12 protein-coding genes are annotated in these 12,243 nt (G+C 47.1%); 7 read left to right on the top strand and 5 right to left on the bottom strand.

Annotated elements, in window-relative coordinates; genetic code table 11:
• Window positions 1–24: 24 nt before the first annotated feature.
• A complete protein-coding gene (locus tag NSB25_RS29150) occupies window positions 25–1,080 on the bottom strand; it encodes a GNAT family N-acetyltransferase (protein WP_306817535.1) in 1,056 nt (351 codons plus the stop codon).
• A gap of 107 nt (window positions 1,081–1,187) precedes the next feature.
• A complete protein-coding gene (locus tag NSB25_RS03030) occupies window positions 1,188–1,475 on the bottom strand; it encodes a DUF1905 domain-containing protein (protein WP_103237984.1) in 288 nt (95 codons plus the stop codon).
• A gap of 364 nt (window positions 1,476–1,839) precedes the next feature.
• Here NSB25_RS03030 and NSB25_RS03035 point away from each other — a divergent pair, with 364 nt between their 5' ends.
• Window positions 1,840–3,210: an MATE family efflux transporter gene (locus tag NSB25_RS03035; protein ID WP_103237983.1), complete on the top strand. Its 1,371-nt coding sequence runs from the start codon at window positions 1,840–1,842 to the stop codon at window positions 3,208–3,210.
• A gap of 10 nt (window positions 3,211–3,220) precedes the next feature.
• On the opposite strand, the gene NSB25_RS03040 is transcribed toward NSB25_RS03035, so the two are convergent.
• The 3 genes from NSB25_RS03040 to NSB25_RS03050 are packed head-to-tail and all read right to left on the bottom strand — an operon-like array spanning window position 3,221 to window position 4,196.
• Complete coding sequence (locus NSB25_RS03040) at window positions 3,221–3,511, bottom strand: MmcQ protein (protein ID WP_103237776.1); 291 nt, start codon at window positions 3,509–3,511, stop codon at window positions 3,221–3,223.
• A gap of 57 nt (window positions 3,512–3,568) precedes the next feature.
• Complete coding sequence (locus NSB25_RS03045; RefSeq protein WP_242982255.1) at window positions 3,569–3,961, bottom strand: MmcQ/YjbR family DNA-binding protein; 393 nt, start codon at window positions 3,959–3,961, stop codon at window positions 3,569–3,571.
• Entirely contained in the window at window positions 3,954–4,196 is a 243-nt protein-coding gene (locus NSB25_RS03050) for an NUDIX hydrolase (RefSeq protein ID WP_207656125.1), read from the bottom strand. Before NSB25_RS03050 ends, NSB25_RS03045 begins: the two co-directional genes overlap by 8 nt.
• A 402-nt stretch (window positions 4,197–4,598) precedes the next feature.
• Between NSB25_RS03050 and NSB25_RS03055 the strand changes: the two genes are divergently transcribed.
• The 6 genes from NSB25_RS03055 to NSB25_RS03080 all read left to right on the top strand — a co-directional run bounded on the left by NSB25_RS03055 (window position 4,599) and on the right by NSB25_RS03080 (window position 12,234).
• Complete coding sequence (locus NSB25_RS03055) at window positions 4,599–5,321, top strand: HAD family hydrolase (RefSeq protein ID WP_172454917.1); 723 nt, start codon at window positions 4,599–4,601, stop codon at window positions 5,319–5,321.
• 89 nt (window positions 5,322–5,410) lie between these two features.
• Complete coding sequence (locus NSB25_RS03060; RefSeq protein ID WP_103237773.1) at window positions 5,411–6,358, top strand: ABC transporter permease; 948 nt, start codon at window positions 5,411–5,413, stop codon at window positions 6,356–6,358.
• Window positions 6,359–6,513: 155 nt separating this feature from the next.
• Window positions 6,514–7,422 carry a carbohydrate ABC transporter permease gene (locus NSB25_RS03065; protein ID WP_103237772.1) on the top strand — a complete coding sequence of 303 codons (909 nt, stop codon included), beginning with the start codon at window positions 6,514–6,516 and terminating at the stop codon, window positions 7,420–7,422.
• An 89-nt stretch (window positions 7,423–7,511) separates the two neighbouring features.
• Window positions 7,512–9,269, top strand: a complete 1,758-nt coding sequence (locus NSB25_RS03070) for an extracellular solute-binding protein (RefSeq protein WP_103237771.1) — start codon at window positions 7,512–7,514, stop codon at window positions 9,267–9,269.
• A 101-nt stretch (window positions 9,270–9,370) separates the two neighbouring features.
• The gene (locus tag NSB25_RS03075; protein WP_103237770.1) at window positions 9,371–11,365 is read left to right on the top strand and encodes a helix-turn-helix domain-containing protein; all 1,995 of its coding nucleotides are present in this window, start codon (window positions 9,371–9,373) and stop codon (window positions 11,363–11,365) included.
• Between the two features lie 26 nt (window positions 11,366–11,391).
• Entirely contained in the window at window positions 11,392–12,234 is an 843-nt protein-coding gene (locus NSB25_RS03080; protein ID WP_103237769.1) for a ComEC/Rec2 family competence protein, read from the top strand.
• Window positions 12,235–12,243 lie beyond the last annotated feature (9 nt).

Below are 12,243 nucleotides of genomic sequence, written 5' to 3' on the forward strand. Positions count from 1 at the left end.
ACACAGGCATACTTTTACCAGACATTATGAGATTCCCTTCAAACCCATCACATAAATCTGGCAGGGATTCTGCTCTCCCCACAGGGCAGGAAATACTTCAAATTCTTTAAATCCCAGCCCCTGGTAGAAACGGTTGGTGGCGTCATACTCTTCATAATGCCCCATCTGCACCGTTTTCACCTGCAGGAATTCATATCCCTTCTCCTCTGCGCATTTCCTCGCTCCGGAGAAAAGCGCTCTGCCGATTCCCTGACGATGATACTCTCTGCACACACCCATTACAGCCAGTTCCGCTGTCTCCTTCCCCGTTTCCTTCAGGCACAGGAAACCAACCGGCTGCCTGCTCGCCTTGTCAAAAGCAGCAAAAAACAGCTGTTCCCGGCTATCGTTAATATATGCCTCTCTGGCCTCCGGAATGCCGAACCACTCCGGCAGCGCCTCCAGAATCTGGCGTGATATAGATGCCTTTTCTGCTTTCGCTGTTATCTGCTCGGCGTATATTTGTATCTCGCTCCCCTTCTCCCGGGCCGCCTCGTACTCTTTCCTCAGAACAGAATACCAGACCTCGTCGCAGATGCCCTGGTTATTCACACCGCCGGCTCTCCATGTCCCCTCATAAGTCATACCGCTCTTTCTCATCACCTTACCGGAATTGGGATTGCGGGGATCATGGCAGGCATTGACACAGTTTGCCCCCACCTCGTCAAAGAAAAAGGAAATGACCGCCCCCAGTGCCTCCGCCACAATACCCTGCCCCCACCAGGCCCGGCCGATACAATAGCCAATGGTGGCAGAATCTGTCTCATCGTTTATCCTCACAGCGCTGATGCTCCCGATAGGCTCTCCCAGCTCCTTTGGCACAATGGCCCACTGATAATATTTTGCCCCGGCACTCTCCTTCACCCAACTGTCCACTACCGCCTGTGACACCTCTACACTTTTATGTGTGGGCCAGGTCAGAAATTTCGTCACTTCCGGGTCCGAAGCCCAGTTGCGGTACATGGGCTCCGCATCCCCCAGCTGAAATGCCCGCAGCAGCAGCCGTCCTGTCTCGATTCTCTTCGTGCCTTTATGCTCCATATCTTTTTCCTCCCGCTTTTTCGGCTTTTCCTTTGTAGCTCTTTCCCGGTTTCCGCAATGATAGCAGCTTATTTCAGACCATCTGGTAACTTCACCCGGCTTCTCCTTCATTCCCGCTCTGTAACAGTCACTGAAACCTTATCGCCCGGCTGTTTTCCCGTTTTAGAACGGATGTCCTTCCGCATGCCTATAATATAACAGATACTCCCATCGTCATTCCTGACCCCCATATTTACGATACTTCCATCATAGGGCTCTCCGTCAAAAGTGACATGCACCTTCACCCGTCCCCGACCGAATTCCTTTCGGATATCATAGGGAAAATGAACATAGGCTCCACCGTTTTCTCCTGCGCTGTAAATCAAAGATTCATATTCATATACTTTATTGTTCATTGTCTGCACCTCACTGCTTACAGCTGCGGCATCTGCCGCTTCTCCATCTGCTAAATACACAGGATCTGGTTAAGTTTCTTCTCCATGAAGCTTATTATACATTATTTTCTCTGCTTGTGGAAGATTGATTTCCGTGTTTCATTCCGTGTTTCAGTTTTATTTTATATTGACAGCAATACTATTCTGTGGCATAATGCATTCAAACCCTACGGGGAGTGGATTTTTCAAGAGGAATCTTTTTTCGCCACACAGTTGCCGGAAGACAATTGTGTGGCTTTTTTTATTCCTGACAGGTTTTCTCACCAGGTTCAGATTTGCCTTAATATTCAAAAGGAATCCACCACGCAGAAAGGAAGAATATTTTATGGAACAGACTTTTATGAAAGAAAAAAAGATATTGCCCCTTGTGCTGTCCATGTCCACGCCAATGGTAATATCCATGGCAGTAAATGCTCTCTATAACATCGTGGACAGCTATTTCGTGGCACAATTAAATGAAGAAGCCATGACGGCTCTGGCCCTGGTTTATCCGGTGCAGAATATCATAAATGCTATCGCCATCGGCTTTGCCATTGGAATCAATGCTGTCATTGCACTGTACCTGGGAGCCGGAGACCAGGAAAATGCGGATAAAGCCGCAACGCAGGGATTACTGCTTAATCTTTTTCATGGGATTGTATTGGCCCTGGTATGTACGGCAGTCATGCCTGGATTTCTGCATCTGTTTTCCTCGGATGAGACTGTGATTTCCATGTCGCTGGAATATTCCGGACGAGTTTTCCTGTTTGCGCCGGTTATCACATCAGGTCTGGTATTTGAAAAGCTTTTTCAGGCAGTGGGGAAAATGAAGATCTCCATGTTCAGTATGATGTGCGGTTGTATGGCAAATATTATTCTGGATCCTCTGATGATTTTCGGAGCAGGTGTATTCCCGGCTATGGGAATTGCAGGAGCCGCCTATGCTACCGGCATCGGGCAGGTGATAACCCTTGCCGTATATCTAATCTTCTACAAAACGGCTTCCATACCTGTAAAAATGAAAAGAACTGCTCTCCGTCCCAATCGAAACATAGCGGCAAGGCTATATTCCATCGGTATCTCGGCAACTCTGAACCTGGCGCTGCCCTCATTGCTGATTTCGGTATTAAACGGGATACTGGCAGAATTTTCGGATAAATATGTACTTGTGTTGGGCGTCTATTATAAATTGCAGACCTTTATCTACCTGACTGCTAACGGCATCATCCAGGGGATTCGGCCGCTGATGGGATACAATTACGGGGCCGGAGAAAAATTAAGAGTGCGAAAAATCTTCCATACCACTCTGGCCCTTACCGCCGGTGTCATGGCAGTGGGAATGGTGCTTTCCCGGGCTGTCCCGGCGTGGCTGATGGGATTGTTTACCAACCAGTCGGAGACACTTGCAAATGGTGTGACGGCGTTGCGTATTATCAGCCTTGGCTTCGTAATATCAGCGGTATCGGTTACCTGTTCCGGCGCTTTAGAGGGACTGGGAAAAGGTGTCCCGTCTCTTTGCATTTCCTTACTGCGTTATATTGTAATCATTATGCCGTTATCCTTTCTGCTGAGCAGAGCCTTGAAAGCAGAAGGTGTCTGGTGGGCATTTTGTATCACAGAATTTATAATGGCCGGAATTTCATACTTTATTTATTGTAAAAATGAGTTTCTTCCTGTTCCCGGGAATTCAGACCTGCAGCGCTCCGCTGAAAGCTGACTCGCTTCCTTCACAGGTTCAGCTCATATTTTAAACTGTTCGGTATTCCTCTGGGCCCGCGCACCGCATATATGCCAAACTCCTTTTTCAATCTGTCGAAAGTAAACTTTCCGGAATCATATCTTTTCAGAAGTTTGATTTTCATCAGCATACTGATTGTCAGATTTTTATCCTGATACCTGTAAGGAATATCTGTCTCCATCACCTTGCACTGATAGAGAATCGCTGATACCGGGGCAGCCACATACAGGAAAACCGTATCGCCGGTCTTAATGCCGCTGCCCTGCTTCCAGTCGATCACCTCCGCTTTGTCAAAGGCGTGTATAATATCATAGAACTTTGGATTCGCCGGAACAATCTATTCCTTCGGCGGGCGGATTTTCTCCTTCTTTTTCTTCGACGCAGTGGCAGCATAGCTTATATCGATCAAGTCACAGACTTTATCCTTCTCTACAGTACCGTTCAGAAGCACCGTAATCCAATGCTGCTTATTCATGTGATAGGCAGGGAAGATTCCCTGTTCCTGTATCAGTACGTCCCGCAGCATCATATCGTCTATTTTCAGGTTGAGGGCATCGACATATCCTTCTCCGGAAAGTCCCAGCTTATCCCTGCCTACGCACATGGCCAGCGCAAACCACTTCCTGTTGTCGCTGTGGCGGAAGACAGCACTGGTGTTATCCTTCGCCCAGAGGTACTCCGGTGTGGTTTTGTATTTCCTTTTTATATAGGTAAAAATCTCTTCACGCATTCTTATGTCCTCCTGTTCCCCGCCGCCTCACCAGCAGCCAGTCCATGATGTGTATCGCCTGCTGAAATTCGCCTTTCTCTATCATTTTCTCTATCTCGTCCGCAGAGTATTTCCTGACATGCAGGAACTCCGTCCCATCCAGACTCTGCTCCGCAGCCCTGCGGCATTTTTCCTCACGGCTTCTCTGTCGAAACTGCCTGACACAAAGGTATCTTCCCTCTTTATCCGATGCCATAATCACCACATAATCCACGCCGCCTTACAAGAGCTTTTGCCATACACTATTCTCAACACACATCAGACTTTTTTATTATACCTTAAAATCTCTGCCGTTACCAGATTGCAAATACAAGAACCCGGAAAAAGTGCTTTGTATATTTTCTCCAAAAAACATTTCAAAGAATTGTGCAAAATGTACTATTTGTCAAAAACAGCATACCGAAAAAAACGAAATATTTACAAAAAACACATAATACTCTATGGTTTACATACATTACATCTGCCGTCCTTACGGCCAAAATGCGGCAGGTATCACTGAATGATTACACAGTACCAAGTGAAATCAACTACGCGGTACCATATGCCTCAAAGTTCTCCCAAATTGAAATGTCGCTCACGCGGCGGAATGAGAGGAAACATGCAGAAACCGGAAAAAAAGTACAAAGCACTGGTATTTGACTATGACATGACCATTGCGGACACAGGACCCATTATTGTATCCCTTCTGAATCAGACGGCAAAGCATTTCGGATACCCTGAACAGCCTTATAAACAGGTAGTTACCATGATTGGCCACACACAGACAGACATGCTTCGCTTTCTCACAAAAGAGACTGATATGGAAAAAATTCTCATAATCAGAGAATATTACCGGGCCCTCTGCAGACAGGAAATGTGCAAAAGGACCACCTTTTTCCCGGGGCTGGAGGAAAGCCTGAAACGGATGAAAGAGCAGGGGCTGAAGCTGGGTATTCTCTCCCTGAAGCTTAGGGACCTGATACTGGCCTCCCTGGACAAGTATAACCTGACGCAATATTTCGATATGGTTTTCGGCGCGGATGAAATGCCGGCTCCCAAACCGGATCCCCGGGGACTGTTCTCCATCCTGGAGAAAATGGGCTTAACGGTACAGGATGTGCTGTATGTAGGAGACAGTCTGGTAGACCAGGAGACCGCCCGGAACGCGGGCGCAGATTTCTGTGCCATGTTATCCGGCGCCACCTGCAGAGAACAGTTTGATGAAGATTTCCCTGAATTGTTCTGTTCTTCACCCTGCGAGCTGGCGGACATCATATGCACATCATATACGCTTAAATCCAATGGATTTATTTGTGCAAATAGCACAATTTGTCAAAAATAACCTACTTGAAAAAATGAAATATTTACAAAAAATTCACAATAAACTATGGTTAATGTACGCATTGACCAAATCGGGACAGGAGGAAAAAGATGGCAAAAACAAAAAGCGGCAGCGCCGTCGTAAAGAAAAAAGGCATGTCATTCGGACAGGGGATACGTCACAGCTGGCAATTATATGTACTTCTGCTTCCGGCACTGATTTATCTGTTTGTATTTGACTATATGCCATTATATGGAATGCAGATTGCTTTTAAAGACTTTCTGCCGGGACTGGGTTTTTCCGGAAGCCCCTGGGTGGGTCTGAAACACTTTAAGTATTTTGTGACCTCACCGCAATTTTCTGTTCTCATCAGAAATACATTGTTGCTGAATGTACTGCGGCTGGTGTTCTGTTTTCCTTTTCCTATTTTTCTTGCGCTGCTTCTGAATGAAGCCCGCAATGCAAAATTTCAGAAGATAATACAGAATCTGACATATGCGCCCCACTTCATCTCCACCGTTGTACTGTGCGGTATGATTATCAGCTTCACCTCTCCTTCCACAGGCGTCATCAATACCATGATCCAGGCGCTGGGAGGTCAGCCCATTGATTTCATGGGACAGGAAGGATGGTTTCGGCCGGTTTACATCATTTCGGAAATCTGGAAAACCACCGGATGGTCCTCTATCATCTACCTGGCCGCACTGGCAGGAATTGACCCTTCCCTGCATGAAGCAGCCCGTGTGGACGGCGCCTCCCGGTTCCGGAGAATCCTGCACATCAATATCCCGGGAATTGCTCCTACCATCATTATTCTGCTGATTATGGAAGTGGGCAAAATGATGAGTCTGGGCTTTGAGAAGGTATACCTCCTTCAGAATTCGCTGAACCTGCCTGTGTCGGAAGTGATCTCCACATACGTGTATAAAACAGGTCTGTTGGGAGCGAAATTCAGCTATACCACATCCATTGACATATTTAATTCCGTTATCAACTGTATTCTGCTGCTGATCGTGAATAAGATTTCCAGCACCGTCAGCGAAACGAGTCTGTTCTAAGTTCGTCTGTGACTCGGAACGTAAAGTATCGATGGCGCACGAGAGGAACTTTCATGAGTGCACTTTCGAATGAAAGTTTCTCTCATAAGAGGTGTGCCGAAGATACTTTACTCTTTAGTGCTGTCGCGCAGCGACTTTAATCAGGAGGAACATAAATGAAAGAAAAGACACAGCCATCAAAAATCCGGGAAAGAGGCATGGAAAGGGTATTCAACTGGGCAATTAACATTCTGCTGCTGTTGTTCGGTCTGGTTGCCCTGTACCCGCTGCTCTTTGTACTCTCCGCCTCCATCAGCGATCCCACGGCGGTCAACAGCGGAAAATTGCTGCTTTTTCCCAAAGGCTTCAACCTTGAAGGCTATAAACAGATTTTGAAAAACAGCTGGGTACTGATCGGCTACCGCAACAGTCTCTTCTATGCGTTGGTGGGAACCATTCTGAATCTGGTGGTCACCATGATGGCAGGTTATGCGCTGTCCCGTAAGGACTTGTACGGGAAAAAGCTTATCACTTTGTATATGATGTTCACCATGTGGTTCAGCGGCGGCATGATTACGAAATTTATCGTGGTCAACAACATCGGCCTGTATGATAAATGGTATACTCTGCTGGTACTGGGACTGGTATCCATGTACAACGTCATCATCACCCGTTCCTTTATCGCGGGCAGTATTCCCGGAGAACTGCAGGAGTCAGCCAGAATCGACGGCTGTGATGATTTCGGAACTTTTTTCCGGATTATAGTACCGTTGTCCAAACCGGTTATTGCAATCCTGAGCCTCTATTACGGCCTGGGACACTGGAACAGTTATTTCAATGCCTTAATCTATCTGAAAGATAAAAATAAACAGCCTCTGCAGATTTTCTTACGGGAAATTCTGGTGTTGAATCAGGCTATTGACGTAAACAGTGATGAGCTGGAATCCATGATTGAAAGGGCAAGAATGGCTCAGAGCATGAAATATGGGCTTATCGTTGTAGCTTCCCTGCCCATGCTGATTATCTATCCTTTCCTGCAGAAATTCTTCGTGAAGGGTGTCATGATAGGCTCCGTGAAAGGATAGTAATAACATCAGGTTTTACCCGGACATAATACATATCATCAGTCCGGTTGGCAACTATACACATTTTAACATAAGTAGGAGGTAATTTTATGAAGAGAAAATTGTTGGCGGCTCTTCTGGCAGGCTCAATGGTTCTATCCATGGCAGCCTGCGGAAACAATGATTCCGGCAGCTCATCCCCGGCAAGTGAAAGCGGCTCTGCTGAAAGCAGTTCCGGGAGCAGCTCTGCTGAAAACAGCAGCGAGGCCGAGACCCCTGAGTCAGATGAAGTCATAGAAGTCACCATGATGGTGGCCACCAAATCCGGTCAGGGCGACTGGAATGATTACTGGCTGATGGACAAGATTGAAGAGACCTGCGGCATCCGTTTCAAAGTAGACCAGATTATAAAGGATGCATGGTCAGAAAAGGAAAGTCTGGCATTTGCCACCAACGACCTTCCCATGGTATTCTTAAATGATCTGACAGATACAGAGCTTGCAACCTATGGCGCACAGGGGCTGCTTCTCCCGCTGGAGGATTACATCTCCAAAGAGACCATGCCTAATCTGTATGCGGCGATGGAAAATGATAATGTGGACCTGCTGGCAGGTATGACCTTCCCGGACGGGCATATCTACTCTCTGAGAGGCTACACGGCCAATCCCCGTGAAATGGCGAAGAACCGTTGGTTTATCAACAAAACGTGGATGGAGAGACTGGGTATCGAGAAAATGCCCGAGACTCTGGACGAGTTCTACGATTATCTGGTGGCAGTGCGTGACGGCGATCCCAATCAGAACGGCGACACCACAGACGAGATTCCTCTGGGCGGTTCCTACAAGGAAGAAGATTCCTTCTATTACAGTGCCTTTATTCCCATTCTGGCAGGCTTCGGCTTCCTGGGTGACCCCAGCGGAGCAGACTATCAGGTGGACGACAACGGAAAAGTATTCTACATTCCGGCGCACGAAAACTATAAAGAATTCCTGAAATACATGCACAAGCTGTATTCCGAGAAATTGCTGGATCAGGAATACTTCACCCAGACCGCAGAACAGCGGAAGGCAAAGCAGGCGGAAGACAAGTATGGCGCCTTCACGGATTATGCTTCCTGGCTGAACATTCCGGACATCAATGTGTCCATACAGTTCCGGGGTCTGGAGCCCTTCACCAGCGAATTTAACAGTGAGAAAATGTGGCCCTCCAAGGATATGCAGTTCAACGGCGGACTGGTTATCACCAACAAAGTGACAGATGAAGCTGTCATCAAGAAGCTGATTTCCATGGCTGACTGGTTCTATTCCGAAGAAGGAACCTACACCATTGTCCGCGGTGTGCCGAAGGGAGAATTTACGGCAAATCCCGAGTACGGCTGGTGGCTGGGTGAAACCGACAGATTCGGCACTGTGAAAGTGGAGAATGAGTGGGACAGGGAAAAATATGAGAAAGTAGGCCAGTGGAGAGATGCCGAGGTTACCCCGGGCAACAGTTACTTCCCCATGGGCCAGACGCTTGCTTTGACCTCCACCACCATTTATCAGGAAGAGGATTATGTTCTTATAGAGGATGAGGCCGTTACGAACAACAGTCGTCTCACCACAGATATTATGGCAAATCTCTATGACTATTTGAAAGTAGGCTGGCCTGGAACGGTTAAGTTTACCCAGGAAGAAAATGATGAAATCAGCCTGATTGAGACAGACCTGCGGAACTACAAGGAGACCATGGAATCCAAAATGATCAACGGAGATCTGGATATCGACGCCACCTGGGATGAGTATATTAAAGGACTCAATGACAGAAAGCTTGATCGTTATGTGGAGCTTCTCCAGACAGCCTATGATCGCTGGGCTTCCTCGAAATAAAGGGATTGAATTTTTACAGAATCAGTGACACAATAACAGGAAGATGTGGATTACAGGTCCGCTCTTCCTGTATGTATTACAGGAAATAACAGGAGGAAATTATGCTCGGCAGAAGAATCAGAAACAGACAGTCCAGGATACTCATTTCATATATTGCATCTCTCGTGGCGTTTATCCTGGCGCCGATTCTTCTGCTGACTGGAATCTTTCTGTCCAACGGATTGCACCAGATGGAAGCGGCTTATGCGGTTTCTCAGGAATATACCTTGCGACAGGCCATTCAGAACATGGACGACGATATGAAAAGCTTCCGACAGGTGGCGATTCAGATTGCCACAGATCCTGATGTAACTCCATATGTCCTTCATACCAATAGTTATGATACCATCCTCGCCATTCGAAAGCTGGCCATTTATCATGCCCAGGTAAGCTTTTTCGACGAAATGTATCTGCATATCAACGGCGACGGTAATCTGTATTCCGGAAATGGCGTAATCTCCGTGAACAATTTCAAGAACATGGGATACCGTCCGCAGGGAGAGGAAAACAGGGAAGATTTCGACCGGTATATTGCAGAGGGACACCCCTTTGCTCTCAGCGTCAACGGAAATGGGGGATACCTGGTCAAAAAATATGACGCAAAAGAATATATCGCCATTACTTACCCGTGGGTAGATTCCGGCGTGCATCCTCTGGGTTCTGTAGTCGGACTGGTGGAATCCAATTATTTTACAGATATACTTGATATATCAGATAAACAGTATCATGAAAGCATTTATCTTTTTGATGATGACGATCAGCTGCAGTTTGAGCTGGAAAACGGTCTGGAATTCTCACCCGAAACATTAAAGCTGCTGACAGATACTTACAGAGAACCGGGAATTCACACAGGAAAGGTTAACGGTATCTCCTGTTTTATCATTATGGGAGCGGCCCAGACTACCGGTTGGAAATATATTGCCGTAATACCAAGACCGCAGTTTTTCCTGAAGTATGTGCGCAGTGAGAATCAGGTGGCTGCTGTAATTACTGTGCTGCTGGTACTGTGTATTGTATTTGGAATTGTGCTGGCCTTCAGGATGTATCGGCCCATCAGAAAATTATGGAGCATTCTGGAACATGTATCTCCTGAACAGCAGAATATTCTGGAAGGCCTCGAGCCGGAGATGGTCAAGCGCGGCGAGTGGGAGCATCTTCACACTTCTGTCACCAGAATTGCAGAGATGAACAAAACCATTGCCAGAGAACTGGAGGAGAATAAAGAAATGTATTCCCAAAGTATCCTGAAGGCACTCCTGCTGGGTGCGGTAAACGCAGAGCACGCACAGGACACACTGGCGGTTCAGGATATTGAATTCCGTGAACCCTGCTCTCTGGTTATAATACTGTATTGCATGTCACCCACGAGAGCCAGTCAGGCAGAGACAGCAAAAGCACTTATCGAAGAACAGGCCCTTCCAGGATTGCATGTTCTGATGCTTCCTGAGAATAACGGCTGTCTGACTCTGCTGTGGAATACTGACCCTGAGATGCCCCCCCTGGAAGAGAAAATCACAGATCTGTACAGTGTCATAACCGGTAAAACAGAGCTGGATTGGCTGTTTGCCGTGGGAAGCTGCTGCGATAACCTGAATGGTATAAGCACATCCTATCTGGAAGCACTTGCCGTAGGGGACAGTATGCAGGAAAAAGGCCGCTCCGGAATATATCATTATGGAGAATTCCGAAAGGTACAGGAGAGTAATGAATTGTATCAGGATATTCTGGCCTATGTGGATGCTCATTATGATGACAATGATATCAGCCTCTCCGGGCTGGCGGAGAAATTCAGCCTGTCTTCCTCTTATCTGAGCAGATTTTTCCGGAAATGTTCCGGCATGAATTTCCTGGAATATGTCACAAAGCGGAGGATTAAGAAAGCCTGCTGCCTTCTGCGGGACACAGATTTGAAGATTAAGGACATTGTGGAACAGGTAGGGTATTTCGATGTGGCCAGCTTCACCAAAAAATTCAGAAATACCATGGGTGTCAGTCCTGCAAAATACAGAGAACAGGTTCGGCAGGATACAGACAACGCAGATAAGGCAGAAGAATAAAGCAGACCCTATAAAAGGAGGAAAATATGCAAACAACATTATATATGCTTCAGGAACAGAGTCATACCCAAATGATGTCCTATGTCCTGCAAAGTATGGAGGGAAAGCTGGTGGTCATCGACGGAGGAACAGCCAAAGATGCCGGACATCTGCTGGACACCCTGATTCGTCTGGGAGGTCCCGAACCCACAGTGGATTTATGGCTGCTGACACATCCCCACTCCGATCATGTGAATGCCCTGCTGGAGATTTTCTCCAGGCCGAATCCCCTGAAGGTGAAAAAAATCTACAGCAAATTCCTGTCATATGAATTCTATGAGAAATATGACGAGACAGGTGCCCGTGGAGCTCGTGTTACAAGTGCATTTAATGAATTTAAAGAATCCCACAGAGAAATCTGCCTGCCCTTTGAAACCGGGCAGAAATTCACCGTTGATTCCATAGAGATCAAAGTGCTGTATGTGCCGGATGAATCCATCACAGAGAATACCATCAACAATTCTTCCGTGGTATTCCGGGTGGATGCGGAGGGACAACGGATTCTCTTCATCGGCGATCTGGGGGAGGAAGCCGGCGACAGAGTGCTGGCTCTTGTGCCTCATGGCGAATTGCGGGCAGATTTCGTACAGATGGCTCATCACGGACAGAGCGGCGTGAAAAAAAGCTTTTATGAAGTTGTGTCTCCGAAAGCCTGCCTGTGGAACACCCCCCAGTGGCTCTGGGATAACCAGCGACGTGGAGAGCCCTATAATTCCGGTCCCTGGAAAACCGTAGAAGTACAGGGATGGATGAAAGAACTGGGAGTACGGCATCATTTCATTACAAAAGACAGGGAATACGTACTTCCTCTGCCCTATCCCGTGGGATAATCCTGTCCG

Origin of the sequence: Acetatifactor muris (assembly GCF_024623325.1) — a bacterium.
GTDB lineage: Bacteria > Bacillota > Clostridia > Lachnospirales > Lachnospiraceae > Acetatifactor > Acetatifactor muris.

Bases quoted from the DNA above. Each gene is read 5' to 3' on its own strand.
- NSB25_RS03045 (WP_242982255.1), bottom strand. From the start codon at position 3,961: ATGCGTGAAGAGATTTTTACCTATATAAAAAGGAAATACAAAACCACA.
- NSB25_RS03055 (WP_172454917.1), top strand. From the start codon at position 4,599: ATGCAGAAACCGGAAAAAAAGTACAAAGCACTGGTATTTGACTATGAC.
- NSB25_RS03050 (WP_207656125.1), bottom strand. From the start codon at position 4,196: ATGGCATCGGATAAAGAGGGAAGATACCTTTGTGTCAGGCAGTTTCGA.
- NSB25_RS03035 (WP_103237983.1), top strand. From the start codon at position 1,840: ATGGAACAGACTTTTATGAAAGAAAAAAAGATATTGCCCCTTGTGCTG.
- NSB25_RS03070 (WP_103237771.1), top strand. From the start codon at position 7,512: ATGAAGAGAAAATTGTTGGCGGCTCTTCTGGCAGGCTCAATGGTTCTA.
- NSB25_RS03065 (WP_103237772.1), top strand. From the start codon at position 6,514: ATGAAAGAAAAGACACAGCCATCAAAAATCCGGGAAAGAGGCATGGAA.
- NSB25_RS03080 (WP_103237769.1), top strand. From the start codon at position 11,392: ATGCAAACAACATTATATATGCTTCAGGAACAGAGTCATACCCAAATG.
- NSB25_RS03030 (WP_103237984.1), bottom strand. From the start codon at position 1,475: ATGAACAATAAAGTATATGAATATGAATCTTTGATTTACAGCGCAGGA.
- NSB25_RS29150 (WP_306817535.1), bottom strand. From the start codon at position 1,080: ATGGAGCATAAAGGCACGAAGAGAATCGAGACAGGACGGCTGCTGCTG.
- NSB25_RS03060 (WP_103237773.1), top strand. From the start codon at position 5,411: ATGGCAAAAACAAAAAGCGGCAGCGCCGTCGTAAAGAAAAAAGGCATG.
- NSB25_RS03075 (WP_103237770.1), top strand. From the start codon at position 9,371: ATGCTCGGCAGAAGAATCAGAAACAGACAGTCCAGGATACTCATTTCA.